Origin of the sequence: Ensifer sp. YR511, assembly GCF_900103045.1 — a bacterium.
Classification (GTDB): Bacteria; Pseudomonadota; Alphaproteobacteria; order Rhizobiales; family Rhizobiaceae; genus Ensifer; species Ensifer adhaerens.
Map to the genome: position 1 here is coordinate 122,249 of NZ_FNGR01000003.1, position 19,181 is coordinate 141,429.

Annotated in this window: 16 protein-coding genes and 1 tRNA gene; 6 read left to right on the top strand and 11 right to left on the bottom strand. The window is 63.8% G+C overall.

The genetic code is table 11. From position 1 onward, the window contains the following. Window positions 1-68 precede the first annotated feature (68 nt). The gene (locus BLU15_RS07740) at window positions 69-1,442 is read left to right on the top strand and encodes a glutamate--cysteine ligase (RefSeq protein WP_034800925.1); all 1,374 of its coding nucleotides are present in this window, start codon (window positions 69-71) and stop codon (window positions 1,440-1,442) included. A 126-nt stretch (window positions 1,443-1,568) separates the two neighbouring features. Further along, a complete protein-coding gene (locus tag BLU15_RS07745) occupies window positions 1,569-2,399 on the top strand; it encodes a DUF937 domain-containing protein (protein ID WP_090294898.1) in 831 nt (276 codons plus the stop codon). Window positions 2,400-2,700: 301 nt separating this feature from the next. Here the strand turns inward: BLU15_RS07745 and BLU15_RS07750 are convergent, their stop codons facing one another. Continuing rightward, on the bottom strand, window positions 2,701-2,997 hold the full coding sequence (locus BLU15_RS07750; protein ID WP_034800920.1) for a DUF1127 domain-containing protein: 297 nt from the start codon (window positions 2,995-2,997) through the stop codon (window positions 2,701-2,703). A 207-nt stretch (window positions 2,998-3,204) separates the two neighbouring features. Between BLU15_RS07750 and BLU15_RS07755 the strand changes: the two genes are divergently transcribed. Beyond that, window positions 3,205-4,155, top strand: coding sequence for a LysR substrate-binding domain-containing protein (locus BLU15_RS07755; protein WP_034800917.1), 951 nt, complete (start codon window positions 3,205-3,207; stop codon window positions 4,153-4,155). A gap of 91 nt (window positions 4,156-4,246) precedes the next feature. Here BLU15_RS07755 and katA read toward each other — a convergent pair whose 3' ends face one another. Then, the gene (gene katA / locus BLU15_RS07760) at window positions 4,247-5,731 is read right to left on the bottom strand and encodes a catalase KatA (protein WP_090294900.1); all 1,485 of its coding nucleotides are present in this window, start codon (window positions 5,729-5,731) and stop codon (window positions 4,247-4,249) included. Window positions 5,732-5,914: 183 nt separating this feature from the next. Here katA and BLU15_RS07765 point away from each other — a divergent pair, with 183 nt between their 5' ends. Further along, window positions 5,915-6,826 (top strand): hydrogen peroxide-inducible genes activator, encoded by a 912-nt coding sequence (locus BLU15_RS07765; protein WP_090294902.1) that lies wholly within the window; start codon window positions 5,915-5,917, stop codon window positions 6,824-6,826. Between the two features lie 12 nt (window positions 6,827-6,838). Here the strand turns inward: BLU15_RS07765 and BLU15_RS07770 are convergent, their stop codons facing one another. The 5 genes from BLU15_RS07770 to BLU15_RS07790 form a co-directional block, all read right to left on the bottom strand. After that, window positions 6,839-7,714 (bottom strand): dienelactone hydrolase family protein, encoded by an 876-nt coding sequence (locus BLU15_RS07770; protein ID WP_034800909.1) that lies wholly within the window; start codon window positions 7,712-7,714, stop codon window positions 6,839-6,841. A gap of 149 nt (window positions 7,715-7,863) precedes the next feature. Continuing rightward, complete coding sequence (gene adhP, locus BLU15_RS07775) at window positions 7,864-8,892, bottom strand: alcohol dehydrogenase AdhP (RefSeq protein ID WP_060602043.1); 1,029 nt, start codon at window positions 8,890-8,892, stop codon at window positions 7,864-7,866. A 142-nt stretch (window positions 8,893-9,034) separates the two neighbouring features. Next, window positions 9,035-9,451 carry an MAPEG family protein gene (locus tag BLU15_RS07780; RefSeq protein WP_090294904.1) on the bottom strand — a complete coding sequence of 139 codons (417 nt, stop codon included), beginning with the start codon at window positions 9,449-9,451 and terminating at the stop codon, window positions 9,035-9,037. Between the two features lie 83 nt (window positions 9,452-9,534). Continuing rightward, window positions 9,535-11,037 carry an IMP dehydrogenase gene (gene guaB, locus BLU15_RS07785; RefSeq protein ID WP_034800902.1) on the bottom strand — a complete coding sequence of 501 codons (1,503 nt, stop codon included), beginning with the start codon at window positions 11,035-11,037 and terminating at the stop codon, window positions 9,535-9,537. 204 nt (window positions 11,038-11,241) lie between these two features. Beyond that, a complete protein-coding gene (locus BLU15_RS07790; protein WP_244546717.1) occupies window positions 11,242-12,228 on the bottom strand; it encodes an MBL fold metallo-hydrolase in 987 nt (328 codons plus the stop codon). Window positions 12,229-12,414: 186 nt separating this feature from the next. Between BLU15_RS07790 and BLU15_RS07795 the strand changes: the two genes are divergently transcribed. Next, complete coding sequence (locus BLU15_RS07795; protein WP_034800899.1) at window positions 12,415-13,824, top strand: DHA2 family efflux MFS transporter permease subunit; 1,410 nt, start codon at window positions 12,415-12,417, stop codon at window positions 13,822-13,824. A 51-nt stretch (window positions 13,825-13,875) separates the two neighbouring features. Here BLU15_RS07795 and BLU15_RS07800 read toward each other — a convergent pair whose 3' ends face one another. From BLU15_RS07800 to BLU15_RS07815, 4 genes are all read right to left on the bottom strand, one after another. Then, window positions 13,876-15,642, bottom strand: coding sequence for a peptidoglycan D,D-transpeptidase FtsI family protein (locus BLU15_RS07800; RefSeq protein ID WP_034800896.1), 1,767 nt, complete (start codon window positions 15,640-15,642; stop codon window positions 13,876-13,878). A 298-nt stretch (window positions 15,643-15,940) separates the two neighbouring features. Continuing rightward, window positions 15,941-16,321, bottom strand: coding sequence for a VOC family protein (locus BLU15_RS07805; protein WP_090294905.1), 381 nt, complete (start codon window positions 16,319-16,321; stop codon window positions 15,941-15,943). Between the two features lies 1 nt (window position 16,322). Beyond that, window positions 16,323-17,060 carry an RlmE family RNA methyltransferase gene (locus tag BLU15_RS07810; protein WP_034800892.1) on the bottom strand — a complete coding sequence of 246 codons (738 nt, stop codon included), beginning with the start codon at window positions 17,058-17,060 and terminating at the stop codon, window positions 16,323-16,325. After that, the gene (locus BLU15_RS07815; RefSeq protein ID WP_060516471.1) at window positions 17,057-18,646 is read right to left on the bottom strand and encodes a Ppx/GppA phosphatase family protein; all 1,590 of its coding nucleotides are present in this window, start codon (window positions 18,644-18,646) and stop codon (window positions 17,057-17,059) included. Before BLU15_RS07815 ends, BLU15_RS07810 begins: the two co-directional genes overlap by 4 nt. 317 nt (window positions 18,647-18,963) lie before the next feature. On the opposite strand from BLU15_RS07815, the gene BLU15_RS07820 reads away from it, so the two are divergent. Beyond that, window positions 18,964-19,037 (top strand) — tRNA-Gln (locus tag BLU15_RS07820). Window positions 19,038-19,181 lie beyond the last annotated feature (144 nt).

A 19,181-nucleotide genomic window follows, 5' to 3' on the forward strand; every position in this document is an offset into this window, starting at 1 on the left:
TACGGTTCAAGCAGCCTCCATCAACTCCCGCTAACCTGCGGGAGCCGCCCAAACAAAAGAAGACGCTCATGGCCCGAGATACCACCGACCAGACGCCGGTAACCTCTGTCGCTGACCTGACCGCCTACCTGGCAGAAGGTTCGAAACCGGAGGAGCGGTTCCGGATCGGCACGGAGCACGAAAAGTTCGCCTTCTTTAAGGCGGACAACAGCCCCGTCCCCTATTTCGGCGAGGCCAGCATCCAGGCGCTTCTGAACGGCATGGCGGCGAAAAGCGGCTGGGAACCGATCATCGACGAAGGCAACATCATCGGCCTTGCCGAACAGTCGGGCAATGGCGCGATCTCGCTGGAACCGGGTGGACAGTTCGAACTTTCCGGCGCGCCGCTCGAAAACCTGCACCAGACCTGCAAGGAATCGAACCAGCATCTGGCGGTGCTGCGCGAAGTCGCCGAGCCGCTCGGCATCCGCTTCCTCGGCATCGGCGGCAGCCCCAAGTGGACCTTTGATGAGACCCCGCGCATGCCGAAATCGCGCTACGGCATCATGAGCCGCTACATGCCGAAGGTCGGCACCCAGGGCCTCGACATGATGTATCGCACCTGCACGATCCAGGTGAACCTGGACTTCTCCTCGGAAGAGGACATGCGCCGCAAGATGCAGGTGTCCTTGAAGCTGCAGCCACTCTCGACCGCGCTGTTTGCAAGCTCGCCCTTTACCGACGGCAAGCCGAACGGGCTTCTCTCCTGGCGCGGCGACATCTGGCGCGACACCGACAACCAGCGCGCCGGCCTGCTGCCGTCCGCCTTCCGTCCCGATTTCGGTTTTGCCGACTACGTGGAGTGGGCGCTCGACGTGCCGATGTACTTCGTCGTGCGCGACGGCCACTACCACGATTGCACCCACATCACCTTCCGCCAGTTCATGGGCGGCGCACTCAAGGGCGAGGTCGCCGACTGGCAGCCGAACATGGGCGACTGGACCAACCATCTCTCGACGCTGTTCCCCGACGTGCGCCTGAAGCGCTTCCTCGAAATGCGCGGCGCCGATGGCGGCCCGTGGCGGCGGATCTGCGCGCTGCCGGCCTTCTGGGTCGGCCTGCTCTACGACCGCGAGGCGCTCGACGCCGCCGAAGCACTGACGCGCGACTGGACCTTCGAAGAGGTGAGCGCCATGCGCAACGCCGTGCCGGCTCAGGCGCTTGCCGCCAAGTTCCGCACCGGCACGCTTTACGACGTTGCCCGCGAGGTCATCTCCATTTCGCGCGGCGGTCTGAAGCGCCGCAACAGGCTGAACGGCGATGGTATCGACGAAAGCCAGTTCCTGGCGCCGCTCGACGAGGTGCTGGCCAAGAAGGCAACGCTCGCGGAAGACCTTTTGGCGCTCTACAATGGCCGCTGGAACGGCTCCGTAGACCCGGTCTTTGCCGAGTACCAGTATTAAGGCCCGAACAGGGGCGCGGCGCTCGTCGCGGCCCTCTCAAAAAGCGGTTCCCAGTCCCTGATTTCCCGTTATAGTGCAAGGATATGCGTCGCTTAGAGCGCCGCGCGTCCATAAAGGGGAACTGGGATGGCACCGCTTTTCGACATGTTCGCGCAGGCGCAGAACGGCAAGGCCATCGAGCTGATGGCGCAACAGTTCGGCATCGCCCAGGAGCAGATGACGAAGGCGACGGCGGCGCTGCTGCCGGCCTTCTCAGCGGCCTTCAAGCGCAACACCGCCAACCCCTACGACTTCGGCGCCTTGCTGACGGCGCTCGGCAGCGGCAACTACGCCAAATACTTCGAAGACATGAGCCAGGCCTTCACGCCGCAGGGCATGGCCGACGGCAACGGCGTTCTCGGGCAACTGTTCGGCTCGAAGGAAATGTCGCGCGCGATCGCCGCACAGGCGGCCCAGGTCACCGGCGTCAGCCAGGAGATCTACAAGCAGATGCTGCCTGTGATGGCCGATACGCTGATGGGCGGGCTGTTCAAGCAGACAACCGGGCAATTTGCCGCCGCAAGCGATGCCTTTGCCAACAACCCGATGGCGACCGCGATGCGGCAATGGATGGAAGCGGCCGGTTTCGCCAAGAAGCCGGAACCGCAGCCGAACCCGTTCGACAACCCCTTCACCCAGGCGATGCAGGGCTTCTTCGGCATGGCCCCGAAGAAGGAAGAGAAGCCGAAGACAGCCGACGTCTTTGCCGACAACCCCTTCGTCAAGGCGTTTCAGGACATGATGCAGGCGGGTGCCGCCGGCGCGCAGAAGCCGGCACCCGACAATCCGGCGCTGGCCCAATTCTCCCAGGTCATGAACAGCATGTTCGACACCGGGCTGGAGATGCAGAAAGAATACCAGAAGAACGTCGAGGCGCTGTTCGACCTTTACAAGACCGGGCCCGGCACGAAGAGCTGAGGCCAAGCCTCCCCGTCAGCACATCCCGCGCCTCCATCGGACGCAGCGATCGCCCGCGCGTGTGGGCGTCAGCGCGTTGTTTCGAACAGCTTCGGAAAGAAAAAGGCCCGGTGCATGTCTTGGTCATGCACCGGGCCAAGCGGCAGGGTCTATTGGCTCTACCCTGCGGGGAACGTTTGGGCGCGCGACCGTTGAGGTCAGCGGCACCGAATTTCGCAGCATGACCCGCGGCGGCGGCAGGCTTTCGCGGATCATGCTCGACTGGCACATCTCAAGCGGCGGGATGCGCCATTGGGGACGATCAGTCGTGGCGGGCCCCTTTGTAGAAGAGGCTCGCCCGGTTTCGCGACGCGCGTGTCAGGTAACTCGCCGGATTGTCGAAGAAGGGCGAGGTAATCGCCTCGCGCACATCTTCGCGTTTCAGCCCCATGTCGAGGAGCTGGCGGTCATCCAGGTCGTTCAGACGGCCGATCGCATAGCGATTTCGGAGGAGCTGCCATACGGACGTTAGCATGCCTGTCACGCCGACGGCGCGGGAGGCATAGGACTGCGTTCCGGCAACGAGGTCGAGATCGAGGGCGTGCTGTGTCGTGCGCATGACAATTTCTCCTTTCAGGCACGAAGAGGCCCATCCCCTGCGGGGAGATCAAACGCAGGGGCGGGCCAAAGAGTTTGGGATTCGCCGGCGAAATTGCCGGCCGGGGATCGATGAATTTGCTTCCGATAGATCGCAAATCCTTATTGATCAGTCCAACGAATGTTTTTAATGATATTCATCAAACAATCTTATGGATGCATTACGGCCATGTCCGCACCCCTTGATATCGATCAGCTCCAGACCTTTGTCGCGATCGCCGACACGGGCAGCTTCACCAAGGCGGCCGACCGGGTCTTCAAGACCCAATCCGCCGTTTCCATGCAGATGCGCCGCCTGGAAGAGCGCATCGGCAAGGCGCTGTTCATGAAGGACGGCCGCGGCAACCGGCTGACAGTCGAAGGCGACCGGCTGCTCAATTTCGCGCGCCGGATGATCCGCCTCAACAACGAGGCGATCGCTTCCTTCGACGACAATCGCCTCGAAGGCACGCTCCGGATCGGCACGCCCGACGACTATGCCGACCGCTACATGCCCGAGATCATCATGCGTTTTGCCAAGACGCATCCGAATGTCGAGCTTTACATCATCTGCGAGCCCTCCGTGGACCTCGCCGAGAAGATGGCCAAGGGCGACCTCGACATCGCGCTCGTCACGCACAATCCGCGTGCCCGCGCGTCGGACGTGGTGCGGACCGAACCGCTCTGCTGGGTGAGCTCGATCAACCACCCGCTGCCCGAGAACGCACCGATCCCGCTTGCTGTCGGCCGGCGCGACTGTCTGTGGCGCCAGGCGGCCTGCGCCGCGCTCGATGCGACGGGTCGGGAGTACCAGATCCTGTTCACCAGCTGGTCGTCGACGGTCGTCGCCGCCGCGGTGCTGGCCGGCATGGCCGTCTCTGTCCTGCCGGAATCGGCGCTTCGTCCCGGCATGAAGGTGCTGACGCTTGCGGACGGCTTCCCGGCCTTGGCGCCGGTGCAGATCGGCATCATGAAGCGTCCGGGCCTTTCGCCCTCGCTTTCGAACGCGATCAGCAACCACATCACCGCCTGCCTCGACAACATCACGCCGATCAGCGCCAACGACGACCTCGAGGCCGACATCAAGGGCTTCCCGCGTTATCCGCGCCTCCGGCAGAGCCATATGCTGCCGGGCTGGTAAGAGCTGCAGAAAGCGGAAAAGGCCACGCACCAAGCCGGTGCGTGGCCTTTTTTTGTCCAGAGATCAGCACGCGGCCGACTCGATACCGAGTCTATTCGGCTGCCGCGCCGACAGCGTCGGCTTCGTAGCCGTGGGCCGCGTGAAGGGCGGCGCGCACACCGGCCTCATAGTCCGGGTGGACGCGCTTGAAGTGCGCAAGCTGGCGCTCGACGATCGGCCCCGGCACGCCGCCCATCGCCGCGGCGATGTTGGAGAACAGGCGCGCCTTCTGGCCGGCATCGAAGAGGTTGAAGAGCGCACGCGGCTGGACGTAGTCGTCGTTGCCTTCGCGGTGGTCGTAGCGGGCCATGTCGCCGCTGATGCGTAGCGGCGGTTCCATCGCGGAGGGCTGCTCGACCGGGCCGTTGAACGAATTCGGCTCGTAATAGGCACTCGGATTGCCGGTCTGAATGCCGCCGAACGTGTTCATCTGGCCATCGCGGTGATAGTGATGCACCGGGCATTTCGGCCGGTTGACCGGAATGTGCTCGTAATGCGTTCCGAGCCGGTAGCGGTGGGCGTCGGCATAGGAGAACAACCGGGCCTGCAGCATCTTGTCCGGCGAAAAGCCGATGCCGGGCACGATGTTGGACGGCGAGAAGGCGGCGTTCTCGACCTCGGCGAAATAGTTCTCCGGGTTACGATTGAGCTCCAGCACGCCGACCTCGATCGGCGGATAGTCTGCATGCGGCCAGACCTTGGTGACGTCGTAGGGATCATAGGCCGTCTTCTCGGCTTCGAGCTCGGGCATGATCTGCACCTGCAGCGTCCAACGCGGATAGTTACCCTCTTCGATCGCGCCATAGAGCGCTTCCTGGTAGCTTTCGCGCGTCCGGCCGATCACGTCTGCCGCCTCGGCGTTGGTGTAGTGCTTGTGGCCGTGCTGGGTCTTGAAGTGGAACTTGACCCAATAGCGCTCGCCGGCGTCGTTCCAGAACGAGAAGGTGTGCGAGCCGTAGCCGTTCATGTGCAGCGGCGACACCGGACATCCGCGATCTGACATCAGGATCGTGACCTGATGCAGGCTTTCCGGCGACAGCGACCAGAAATCCCACATCGCGGTCGCCGAACGCAGGTTGGTCTTCGGGTGGCGCTTCTGGGTGTGGATGAAGTCCGGGAACTTGTAAGCGTCGCGAACGAAGAAGATCGGCGTGTTGTTGCCGACGAGGTCCCAATTGCCCTCGGGCGTATAGAATTTCAGCGCGAAGCCGCGCACGTCGCGCTCGGCGTCGGCAGCACCCAGTTCACCGGCAACAGTCGAGAACCGCGCCAGCATCGGCGTCTCGGCGCCGGGCTGCAAAACCTTGGCCTTGGTGTATTTCGAGATGTCGCCGGTGATCTTCAGCGTGCCATAGGCGCCCCAACCCTTGGCGTGTACGGCGCGCTCGGGAATGCGCTCGCGGTTTTGATGCGACAGCTTCTCGATAAGCTGATAGTCCTGCATCATGACGCCGCCGCGCGGGCCGGCCGTCAGCGAATTCTGGTTGTCCGGCACCGGGGCTCCGGCACTCGTCGTCAATATGGGTCGATCAGACATCGCGTCCTCCTGTCAAAGGTTTCGCGTCCGGGTGGTCGCACAGGACCGACGGCAGCCGTGGCGACTGCCGGCCGCAAACTGCGCGGCGATCAAAGCCCGAACGCTCTGGCAAGAGGTTTTTCCCACGGCGCTTCGATAAGCTCCAATTGCATAAAAATTAAAAATCGATAAGATTTTCCTATCATGCTTACACTCAGACAGATGCGCTATTTCGATGCGCTCGCCTCCGCTCGCCACTTCGGCAAGGCGGCCGAACTCGTCCATGTCAGCCAGCCGGCGCTCTCCGCCCAGATCATGGAAATGGAGAACCACTTGGGCGTGAAGCTGGTGGAGCGCAGCCGCAGCGGCGTTCTCTTGACCCGCAAGGGCGAAGAGGTTTTGGCCCGTACCCGCGCCATCCTCTCTGAGGTGGATCAGCTGGAGTTGAGCGCGCGCGCCAGTTCCGGCACGCTCGAAGGGCGGATCCGCATCGGCGTCATCCCGACGCTTGCCCCCTACCTCGTGCCGCGGCTGGTGCCGCACCTGCGCCAGGTCTACCAGGCAATCGAGATCGAACTGAAGGAATCGGTGACATCAAGACTGGTCGCCGATCTCGGCGAGGGCCTGCTCGACGCCGTCGTCGCCGCCTTGCCGATCGAGGCCGACGGACTTTCGACGAAGCCGCTCTTTTCCGACCGCTTCTACATGGCAATGGCGGACGACGAGCGAAACATCCTGATGTCGCCGCTGACTGAAGACCAGGTGGATGTCGAACAGTTGCTCCTGCTCGAAGAGGGCCATTGCCTGCGCGATCAGGCGCTCGCCGTCTGCAGCACGGCCGGCAAGCGCCGTCTCGTCTCGTTCGGCGCGACCTCGATGACGACGCTCCTGCAGATGGTCGCCAACGGCATGGGCATGACGCTCATCCCCGAGATCGCGATCGCGACCGAGGCGGCGCGCAACTCCATCCGCATCGTACCCTTCGCCGCGCCTGAACCGGCGCGCGAGATCGGGCTTATCTGGCGGCGCAGCAGCCCGCGCGAGCGCGACATGGAAGCGCTCGCAGCGGCGATCAGCGGCTGCGCCGACGATATTCTCCAGGCGGCAGCGGCCTGAGCGTAGCAGCGCTCAGGCGAGCTTGGCCTTCAGGAACTCGACCGTCCGGCTCCAGGCGAGATCGGCCGCGGCCTTGTCATACCGCGCTGCCGAGGTGTCGTTGTTGAAGGCGTGGTTGACGCCGTCATAGACATAGATCGTCGCGTCCTTGCCGTTGTCTTTCAGCGCCTTCTGATAGGCGTCGATGCCGGCATTGATGCGTTCGTCGAGGCCTGCATAGTGCAGCAGCAGCGCCGCCTTGATCTTCGGCACGTCCTCGGCCTTGGGCTGCGCACCATAATAGGCGACGCCAGCCTTCAGATCCGGGGATCCGACCGCGAGCCGGTTGACGAGACCGCCGCCCCAGCAGAAGCCGATGGCGCCGACCTTGCCGGTCGATTGCGCGTGTCCTTCCAGAAACGCCACGGTCGCCGCCGCATTCGCGGTCGTTGCCGCCGCATCGAGCGCACCGATCATTTCGCGCGCCTTGTCCTCGTCCGTCGGCGTGCCGCCCGCAGGCGACAGGAAATCCGGCGCCAGCGCCAGGAAGCCTTCGAGCGCCATGCGCCGCGCGACGTCGCGGATATGCGGGTTCAGCCCGCGGTTCTCATGGATGACGATGACCGCCGGCAGCTTGCCGCTCACCTCTGCCGGACGAACGAGATAGCCTTTCATATCGCCGGCAGCGCCGGGATAGGTGATGTCCTCGCCGGTCACCCGGGTGTCGTTTGCAGCCACGATCTCCGCCTTGGCACCATTGGCCGCCAGCAGCGGCGCGATCGCCGCGGCCGCAGCCGCGGAACCGGCGAGACCGGTGAGCTTTTCCATGAAGCGACGGCGATCGAGGGTCAGATGCGTGTACTCGTCATAGGCGTCGATCATCGCCTGCGTGATTTTCGGTTCCTGCATGCCAGCCTCCTTCGGTTCTTATCTCCCGCGGCGGCAGACAGAACCGCCCGCGACAGAATAGGTCGGCGGGCGGTCTGGAACATACAAACTTGCGTTACTGCCGCGTGTTTCCTTTCGCCCTCACAGGTCGAGGGTCCCACGCACACCGATCAGCCGTTGAGGTCGAGCACGATGCGACCGTCGATCTTGCCTTCCTCCATGCGCTTGAAGATGGCGTTGATGTTCTCGATCTTGTCCCAGGTGAAGTGCGAGGCGACCTTGCCTTCACCGGCGAACTCGAGCGATTCCTCCAGATCCTGCCGCGTCCCGACGATCGAGCCGCGGATGGTGATGCGCTTCAGAACCGTATCGAAGATTGGCAGGCACATCTGGCCGGGCGGCAGGCCGACCAGCGCCATGGTTCCCTTGGAGCGGAGCATGTTGAAGGCCTGCTCCATCGCCTTGGGCGCGACGGCCGTCACCAGGGCACCATGCACGCCCCCGGTCGCATCTCGCACCTGCTCGACCGCATCCTTGTCGCGCGCATCGACGACGAGGTCGGCACCGAGTTTTCGGGCAAGCTCCAGCTTGTCCGGGAAGATATCGACGGCGGCGACATGCATGCCCATGGCCTTGGCATATTGCACCGCCATGTGCCCGAGTCCGCCGATGCCCGAGATCAGCGCCCATTCGCCCGGACGCACTTCGGTTTCCTTCAAGCCCTTGTAGACGGTGACGCCGGCGCAAAGGATGGGGGCCGCGGGCCCGAATTCGAGCTTTGCCGGCAGGCGGCCGACGAAGTCAGGATCGGCGAGGCCGTATTGCGCAAACGTGCCGTTGACGGAATAACCGGTGTTCTGCTGGCTGCCGCAGAGCGTTTCCCATCCGGTGCGGCAAGGCGTGCAGCCGCCGCAGGCGGTGTGCAGCCACGGAACGCCGACGCGGTCGCCTTCCTTCAGCCGCGCAACGCCGCTGCCGAGCTTGGCGACATAGCCGACGCCTTCATGTCCGGGGATGAAGGGCGGCTTCGGCTTGACTGGCCAGTCGCCGTTGGCGGCGTGCAGGTCCGTGTGGCAGACGCCCGTCGCCTCGTATTTGATCAGCACCTGGCCGGGACCCGGCTCCGGTATCGGCACATCCTCGATTACCAGCGGCTTGCCGAATTCGCGCACCACGGCGGCTTTCATCGTTGCGGTCATCTCGTCCTCCGATGCGTTGTTGCCCAACGCCGGAGAGACTACGCGCAAAAGCGGCATCGGGTAATTGATACGCATCAAGACGGGAAGATGAAGGCGCAGACTGTCTCAGATCTGCGTCAGAATGGCGGTGCGCCTATCCGGATCAGCTCATCGCCATCCAGACGGCAAGCCACACCCACATCGCAAACAGCGTTGCAACACCGCCCATGAACAGCGGGCGCCGGTAGCGGAGGCGATTGCTGGTGACATGCACGAAGGCGTGCACATAGCGCAGGGCAACGAAGAGCCAGGCAAGAGCGAGGGAGACGATGTTGTCGGCCTCGGTGATGTAGAGCAGCACGCAGCAGAGGTAGAAGAGAACCGGCAGCTCGAACTGGTTGGCGATGCTGTTCTTCACCACCAGGCTTTCGCCCGGCTCGTCACGGTTTTCGCGAAACTGGCCGGCATTCGCCTTACCGGCGCGCACCAGGCCCATCCGGCGGAAGGAGAGAAGAGCATAGAGGCAGAAGACGAGGAAGACATGAGCCACGATCGGCCAGAAAATCTCGAAACCCGTCATTACGCTACTCCCTCAAACACGCTTACTCTGAAATAGCGAAGGGCGCCGCGCGATGGCGCGGCGCCCTTCGAATGCAATCGCAATCAGTGCGCGCCCGGGTAGTTCGGGCTTTCGCGAGTGATCGTCACGTCATGGGCGTGGCTTTCGCGCAGGCCCGCGCCGGAGATGCGCACGAACTGGGCGCGCTCCTGGTATTCCTTGATCGTCGGGCCGCCGACATAACCCATGGAGGCCTTGAGGCCGCCCGCGAGCTGGTGCAGGACGCCTGCGACCGGACCCTTGTAGGGGACCTGGCCTTCGATGCCCTCGGGAACCAGCTTCAGCGTGTCGCGCACTTCCGCCTGGAAGTAGCGGTCCGCCGAGCCGCGCGCCATGGCGCCAACGGAGCCCATGCCGCGATAGGCCTTGAAGGAGCGGCCCTGGTAGAGGAACACTTCGCCCGGGCTTTCATCGGTGCCGGCAAGCAGCGAGCCGATCATGACGGCCGAAGCACCGGCGGCGATCGCCTTGGCAAGGTCGCCAGAGAACTTGATGCCGCCATCGGCGATGACAGGAATGCCGGCCGCCTGGGCGGCTTCGACGGCGCCCATGATCGCAGCGAGCTGCGGCACGCCGACACCGGCGACGATGCGCGTGGTGCAGATCGAGCCCGGGCCGATACCGACCTTGACCGCATCCGCACCGGCATCGATCAACGCCTTGGTGCCGGAGGCAGTCGCGACGTTGCCGGCCATGATGCGAACCGAGTTCGAGAGTTTCTTGACGCGGGCGACCGCGTCGAGAACGCGCTGCGAGTGACCATGGGCGGTGTCGACGACGATCAGGTCGACGCCGGCATCGATCAGTCGCTCGGCGCGCTCAAAGCCGTCATCGCCGACCGAGATGGCGGCGGCGGCACGAAGGCGGCCCTGCGCATCCTTGGAGGCGTTCGGGTTCAGCTGTGCCTTCTCGATATCCTTTACGGTGATGAGACCGACGCAACGGCCGTCGCCGTCGACCACGAGCAGCTTTTCGATGCGATGGGCGTGCAGCAGGCGCTTCGCTTCCTGCTGGTCGACGCTTTCCTTGACCGTGACCAGGTTCTCATGGGTCATGAGTTCGTGGATCTTCTGGTTCGGATCAGAGGCGAAACGAACGTCGCGGTTGGTGAGGATACCGACGAGGCGGCCCTGCTTCTGGCCACCGGCACCGCCGTTTTCAACGACCGGGATGCCGGAAATGCCATGCTGCTTCATCAGGCCGAGCGCATCGGCGAGCTTGGCGTCGGGACCGATGGTCACCGGATTGACGACCATGCCGCTTTCGAACTTTTTGACCTGGCGAACCTCTTCGGCCTGCTCGGCCGGCGTCAGGTTGCGGTGGATGACGCCGATGCCGCCGGCCTGCGCCATGGCGATTGCGAGACGCCCTTCGGTCACCGTGTCCATGGCCGACGACAGGATCGGCAGGTTCAGGTCGATGTCCTGGGCAATGGTGGTCGCGATGTTGGTCTGACCCGGCATGACTTCGGAATGCCCGGGCAGGAGCAGGACGTCGTCGAAGGTCAAAGCCTCCAGACCAGTTGCCGTTTCGATGATGCGCGCCATGGCCAATTCCCTTCAAATAGCGAAAATCCCCGGGGACGGGCTGCGATTTGTCCACCGGGCGACTTCAAAGCGTGTCTTGGAAGTTGGCGAGGGCTCGTAACACGGATATGTCAGGATGAAAATAGCCAAAGCCGGGAAATGTCCCGCCGTCGGCCGATATTTGTTGCAGAGCAGCAATTTCGCGCGAAGAGGCGCGGCAACCGATCAGATATCGAGCTGATAGCTTGCAGGCACGAAACGGTAACCCTCGCCCTGCTTCTCGACGAAACCGACCGCAGGAAACGGCATGTGGTAGCCGATAAAGGGCAGCCGTTCGCTGGCGATCATGTCGAACACCCGGCGGCGCGTCTCTGCTGCCTTCGCCTTGTCCATGTCGAAGCGCACTTCCCAGTCCGGCCGCTGCAGCGACAACACATAGTGGTTGGCGGTATCGGCCGTCAGCATCAGCGCTTTGCCGTCGGAATCGAGACGGAACACCATGTGCCCCGGCGAATGGCCGAAGGCGGCAATGGCCGAAATGCCCGGAACGACCGCGGCACCGTCGCCGATGAAGGTGGTCTTTTCCGCAAGCGGCACGACCTTTTCCAGCACGGCCTTGTGACCGTTTTCTGCTGGCGTGCCGGCGCGCGCCGGATCTTTCCAGAAGGCGTATTCGACTTCGCCCATCACATAGCGGGCATTGGCGAAGGCCGGTTTTTCGGCCTCCATGAGGCCGCCGATGTGATCGCCATGCATATGGGTTACCACGACAACCGAGACCTGCTCCGGCGAATAGCCGGCAGCGCGGATCCCGTCGAGCAGGCGGCCAGCGCCGGTCTCCCGACCGCCCTCGCCCATGCCGGTATCGAAGAGCACGAGGTCCGATCCGGTATCGACAAGAACCGGCGAATAGCTGTTGAGCAGCGCATCGGTCGGCAGGAAGTTCTGCTGCAGCAGTTCGGCCACCGCCTGTTGCGGCTGGTTGGTGCCGTAGGTCTCGTGCGGCTTGTCGCTGACGCGAGTGCCGTCATTGACGACAACGATCTTGAACGCGCCAAGCTTGAGCATTCTTGTCGGAGGGCTGGCTTTCATGCCGGTGTTTTCCGATTTTTCCTGAGCGACTGCAATGCCCGTCATCAGCGAGGGCGCTGCGAGCACGCCGAGCGTTCCCGCTCCCATCAAGGTCCTGCGCTTCATCGACATTTCACTCATGGTTCGTTTCCGCTTTCTGTTGGATCCGTTGCCATCGGCGGCAACTCGGCCAGAACTAGCGTCTTGACAGCAAAGGCCAGTCGGGATCACAGGCTTTTGATCCGCAATCACCGGTTTTGCCCCGACAAAAGCCATGACCGGCATTATTAGCTTCTGCTTATCGCTGACCGTCCGAAGCATCGTTTCATGAACCGTATCGTCCCGATGATCCTTGCCGTCGCTCTTTTCATGGAGCAGATGGACTCGACCGTGATTTCCACGTCGCTGCCGGCAATCGCCCGCGACATCGGCGTCGGGCCGATCACGCTGAAGTTGGCGCTGACCGCTTACATGGTGGCGCTGGCGATCTTCATCCCCTTGAGCGGCTGGATGGCCGACCGCTTCGGCGCCAAGAGGATCTTTCGCGCGGCGATCCTGGTCTTCATTGCCGGATCGATCTTCTGCGCCATTTCGAACAGCCTGCCCGCCTTCGTCTTCTCCCGGTTCCTGCAGGGAATGGGCGGCGCGATGATGACGCCGGTCGCTCGCCTCGTGCTGGTTCGCGGGACACCGCGCAGCGAACTGGTGTCGGCCATGGCACTGTTGACGATCCCCGCGCTCGTGGGTCCGCTTGCCGGACCGCCGCTCGGTGGCTTCATCACCACCTACTTCTCCTGGCACTGGATCTTCCTGATCAACGTGCCCGTGGGCATCGCCGGCTACATCCTGTCGGGCATCTACCTGCCGAAGATGGAGCCGCTCGATCCGCCGCCGGTCGACGTGCTGGGCTTCCTGCTCGGCGGGATTGCTGCCTCCGGCATCGTCTTCGGCCTGTCGGTGATCAGCCTGCCTGCCCTGCCCCCCGTTGTCGGCATCGCCTCGGTAGCGATCGGCCTTGTTTCGGCCCTGCTCTACATCCGCCATGCGCGGCGTCATCCGGCCCCGGTCCTCGACCTGAAGCTCTTCCGCGACAACGCCTTTCGCGCCGCTTCGATCGGCGGCACGATCTTCCGCATCTCGGTCGGCGCCGTTCCCTTCCTGATGCCGCTGATGCTGCAGGTGGGGTTCGGCCTCAATCCGTTCCAGTCCGGCCTCATCACGTTCATCGGCGCGGTCGGCGCGATTACCACGAAGTTCTACGCGCGGCGCGTTCTGGCCTTTGCCGGCTTCCGTACCACGCTCATCATCGCTGCGATCATTGCGGCGATCACCACCTTCGCCAACGGCTTCTTCACGCCGGAGACGCCCTATCTGGTGCTGATCACTATCCTCCTGATCGCCGGCTTTGCGCGCTCGTTCTTCTTCACCAGCGTCAACGCGCTGTCTTTTGCCGATATCGACGATGCGGATGCCAGCAAGGCGACCTCGATGAGCGCGGTGCTGCAACAGATCAGCCTGGCGCTCGGCGTTGCGGTCGCCGGCGCGATCCTCGAAATCGAGACGAAGCTCAGCGGCGGCCCGTTGCAGCTCGACGATTTCCACACCGCTTTCATGATCATCGCCGCCGCCAACCTGATCGCGGCGATCCCGTTCCTCACCATGGCGAAGAACGCCGGCTCCTCCGTGTCGGGACACCGGCTGCCGGCGCGCGAAGTCGAGACGGCTGCGGGGAAATGATCCCTTGGGCACCGACTGATCGACGGTGCCTTCCCAGCAACGGTGCCGGCCTTAGTAGTTGGCCAGCCACTGTTCGGCGCCCAGGTCTCCAAACCGGGGCTTCACCCCAAGGAGCGGCGCAGACCGACCGATGATCGACTTCACCATCGGAGCGGCGTTGGCCGCGGCCGTCCGCCCGCCGTTTTCTCCGGTTTTCGGCGCGTCGATGATCGACAGCACGATGTATTTGGGCTTATCCATCGGGAAGGCCGCAAGGAAGGCGTTGAAGTTGATGTCCTTGGCATAGCGGCCGTTGATGACCTTGTCGGCCGTGCCGGTCTTGCCGCCGACATGGAAGCCTTCCACCTGCGCCCGCCTGCCGGAGCCCTTCACGCCGTTCCAGTTGTAGAGGAAGCGCATGTCGGCGCTGGTCGTTTCCTTGATCACCCTTTGCGAGACGAACTTCGTTTCCTCCGGCGAGCGCGGCAGGAAGGTCGGCGGGATCAGGTGTCCGCCATTCATCAGCGCCGCGGCGGCGACGGCCGTCTGCAACGGCGTGGTCGCCACGCCGTGACCGAAGGAGATCGTCACTGAATTGATCTTCTTCCACGTGCGCGGTTGGGTCGGGATGGCGACCCCCGGCATTTCGGTTTGCATGCGGGACAGGAGGCCCATCTTCGTCAGGAACTGCTGGTGACCTTCGATCCCGACCATGTCGGCAACCGCCGCGGTGCCGATGTTGGAGGAGTACTGGAAGACCTCCGGGATCGATAGCGGACGGTTCTTGCCCTTGAAGTCCTTGATGGTGAAGCCGCCCATGCGGATCGGCCGCGACGCGTCGACGACCGAGTTCAGGTTGACCTTGCCCGCGTCGAGGCCCATCGCCAGCGTGAAGCTCTTGAAGGTCGAGCCCATCTCGAACGTGGCGTTGCTCATCCGGTTGAACCAGCCCTTTTCGTACTCCTTGTCGACGCCGCCGCCAGGCAAGGTTCGCGAGGGTTCGTTCGGATCGTAGTCGGGTACCGAGGCCATGGCGAGCACCTCACCGGTCTCTGCATCGAGAACCACAGCGCCGGCCGCCTCGGCCTCATAGTCGGTCATCGCGTTGGCGACCACTTCGCGCACGATGTTCTGGACGCGCAGATCGATCGACAGCCGCACAGGCTCGAGCGAGGCGTTGCTGGTAAGGCCAGCGGCCCGCAGATCGGCAAAGCCCTGCTGGTCGAGATAGCGCTCGATGCCGGCCAGCCCCTGGTTGTCGACATTGACGTGACCGAGGATGTGCGAAGCGGTGACGCCGCCGGGATAGAAACGGCGCTTTTCCGGGCGGAAGCCGATGCCGGGTATGCCGAGCGCCAGAATGTCCGACTGCTGCTTCGGCGTGAGCTGGCGTCGCAGCCACTGGAATGCCGATCCGGACTGGAGCTTGCGGTGCGTATCGCGCCAATCGAGATTGGGGATCACGGTCGCGAGCTTCTCGACGACCTCGTCGGCGTCGACGATCTTGCGCGGTTCCGCATAGAGCGACATCGTGTTGAGATCGGTCGCCAAGAGATGGCCGTTGCGGTCGACGATATCCGGGCGAGAGGCGATGACATGGCCGCTGCCGCCGATCGACGCGGTTTCGGCCGGCGCCGACAGGCCATATTGAACCAGCCGCCCGCCGACGACGAGAAAGACGACGGCAAAGCCGGCGATCAGGATCCCCACCCGCTGCCGCGCCTGGTTCCTGCGGCCGGCGCTGGTGCCGATGATCACCCCCGGCTTGCCGGCACCATTCCTCTTGACGGAAAAATGCGCGCGGCTTCTGAGCCGAACGGCAAGCGAAATCATCGACATCCAGGTACTTCCACATGCAGCCAACCGGGCACGTGCTCGACCCGTCGCCAATCGTCGATCGGCAGCCAGCGCTCGGTGAAATTTAAACCTTAGGAGGTCCTAATGGACCAGATAGTAACACCAGAGTTGCACTCAACTGGTTAATGGCCGATTAACCACGATGCGCCGTCTTTGGGGGGACCGGGTTTTGGAGGGCGATCAGGAGTGCGGCCGATCGGCACAAGCCGGCCTGGCCCCGTGGCGCCTGCGTGCTTTCGCCATCAGGAAATCGTTGGAAACTCGGCGCCCAAGCGGCAGGTTACTCCGGCCGCTCGCAGACGGCGGCGATCTTGTTGCCGTCGTGATCGCGAACCCAGGCACCATAAAAATTTGCGTGAAACGGGCGTAGGCCCGGCGCACCCTCGTCCGTGCCGCCATTGGCAAGGGCTGCGGCATGAAAAGCGTCGACGGCGGCGCGGGTCTCGGCGGCAAGCGCGATGCTCACGCCATTGCCATAGGTGGCAGGCGCGCGGTCGAAGGGCGTCACAACCCAAAAGCGGATGCGATCGCCCTCAGCGCCATAGCCGATCTCGGTCTCGTCCCGGCGCTGCCGGTGGTAGCCAAGGGTCGGCATTACCGCATCGTAGAACGCACCGGCGCGTGTCAGATCGTTGCTGCCGACGGTGACGTAAAGCAGCATGTTATTTGGCCGCTTCGTCTTCGGTTTCCGTTTCGCTGCCGGCCTGCTGGCGCCCCTTGAAATCCTTGGCAAGCAGGAACATCTCGACCGATTCGGCGCGCGAGGAGGCCGGCTTCACATGGATGACCTGACGGAAATTCTGCTTGAGCATGTTGAGCAGCTCGCGCTCGGTGCCGCCCTGGAAGGTCTTCGCCAGGAAGTGCCCGCCCTTGGCCAGCACGTCGACGGCGAAATAGGCCGCGACCTCGCACAGATGCATGGTGCGCAGGTGGTCGGTCTGGCGGTGGCCGGTCGTCGGCGCCGCCATGTCGGAGATCACCAGATCAGGTGTTCCGCCGATCGCTTCCATCAGCTTGCCCGGCGCTTCCGGATCGAGAAAATCCATCTGAAGAATGCGCACGCCCGGAAGAGGGTCGACCTCGAGGAAGTCGATCGCCGCAACGCGCGGATCGGTATCGGTGGAGTTGGTGACCTTGGCGGCAATCTGCGACCAGCTGCCGGGGGCAGCGCCCAAGTCGATGATGCGGCGCGCGCCGCTCAGGATCTTGTGCTTCTCGTCGATCTCCAGGAGCTTGAACGCCGCGCGGGCGCGGTAGCCCTCGAGCTGCGCCCGCTGCACATAGGGGTCGTTGATGTGGCGCTCGATCCAGCGGCGGGAGGATGCCTTGAGCTTGCCCTTCTTGACCTTCTGGCCAAGCTTGCGGCCGCTACGGTTGGCGCCGACGGGGGGTTTCGTCATGGTTTGTTTCCTTCGTGGCTGCCGGAGGCATTGGAACCGCGCTGGTGGCGGCGCGGCCGCGAGCGGCGCCAGGCGCCGTCGTCCGCCATCATATCGGTGAGCAGGCCTTCGCGCAGGCCACGATCGGCAACCCGCATGCGGGTCGACGGCCAGCGCCGGCGGATCGCTTCGAGGATGGCGCAGCCGGCAAGCACCAGATCGGCGCGATCAGGGCCGATGCAGGGATTGGCGGCGCGCGCGTCGAAATCCCAGGAGAGAAGCCGCGCCTGCATGGCCGAGACTTCGTCGTCCGTCAGCCACAGGCCATCGACGCGGCGGCGATCATAGCGCGGCAAGTCGAGATGCACGCCGGCAAGCGTCGTCACCGTGCCTGACGTGCCGATCAGGTGGAAACCGCTGCCCGACGTGCCGTTCGCCAGAGCTTCGACAGGCGGGCTGTCGAAGCGGGAAAGCATGCCTTCCACTTCCTGCACCATCGCCTCGAAGCTTGCCGGCGTCACATGCTGGCCGCCATGGCGCTCCGAAAGCGTCACGACGCCGACCGGCAGCGAGGTCCAGTGGGTGATGTGGTTGGCGAGCCGGTTCGAGCGCGAATCACCGATGCGGATGACGGCGATCTCGGACGAGCCGCCGCCGATATCGAAGAGCACGACCGAGCGCGTCTCGCGATCCACCAGCGACGAGCAGCCGGAAACGGCAAGCCGTGCCTCGGTTTCGCGGTTGATGATTTCGAGATCGAGACCGGTTTCGCTCGCAACCCGCTCAAGGAAGCTTTCACCGTTTTCAGCCGCGCGGGCAGCCTCCGTCGCAATCAGGCGGCTGCGGCGAATGGTACGGGCGCCGAGCTTCGACGCGCAGATCTTCAGCGCCTCGACGGCACGCTCCATCGCCTCGTCCGACAGCCGGCCGCTGGCACCGAGCCCTTCGCCGAGACGGACGATGCGCGAGAAGGCGTCGACCACCCGGAACTGGCCGGGACGGGTCGGCTGAGCGATCAACAGACGGCAATTGTTGGTGCCGAGATCAAGTGCGGCATAGAGCGGCGCGGGCGGTTCGCTAGCAGCGATATAGGGTGCACGCGGTTGTTCGCCGCGATTGCCCGAACGCGGCTGTGCGCCCGCCTGACCGCCGCCGGCGGCAGAAGTCTGCCGCGCATTGCCGCCGCCATCGGCGCCACGCTGCTGCGCCGGCTGGCGCTCGCCGCTCGTCAGCGGGCGCCCCTGGAGCCCGCGGCGGTGCTTGGCCTTCTTGCTGCGCTTGTGGCCCTTGCGTTCGCCAAGCGACGCATCGACGACCTGAACGCCGCTGCTTTGCGACGCGGATCCGGCCTGAGCCTGCTGTTTTGCTGATTTCGAACGACGCCGCCGCTTGCGCTTGCGCGCCGGCTCCGTTTCGTTCTCTCCTGCGGGACGCCCTGCCAAACCGGCTGCGCCGGACTGGCTGGCAATTGCAGACGGCGAAGCAGACGACTTGCGTCGTTTACGCTTGCCCTTGCCGTTGCGCGGACCGAGCTTCGATCCATCACTGCGGCCTGCTGCCGACGCCCCGGATTCGGACGGCTTATCGCCGTGATCGGGGTCTTTCACTTGTTTCAACCATGGCGCCGCGCAAGGCCTTAGGGCCGCTCAAGGCGCTCTCTCGATTTTTCGTTGGCGCGACTGTACCAGCGCAACCCCCATTCGCCAAACTTTTTTTGAGAACCGGCTTGTGCACAACAAAGGCGTCGGGCGCCCGAACCCAGCAAACACACCGGGTTGAGCACCTGGGTCCCTGTTCCGGCCACCCTCGATGGCTGCGATCTCACTTCAGCCGCGATTTTTTTTGCAAAAGGTATTTGCATCAGCCGCCGATTTGTTTATAAGCCCGCCAACCACACCGACGGGCTTCGCTCCGACGGCGGCTTTGGGGAATAGGTTAACGGTAGACCCACGGACTCTGACTCCGTTAGTCCTGGTTCGAATCCAGGTTCCCCAGCCAATCTTCTCTCTTTAAATCCTTGATTTTCAGATCGCGCTGGATGTCGCTTTGACATCATTGGCGGCCCGATACGGCGCCGAAATCCCTGCCCACCGTAAGCTCCGTCACCTCTGAGGTAGGAATATTAGGATATTCTGCCCCATG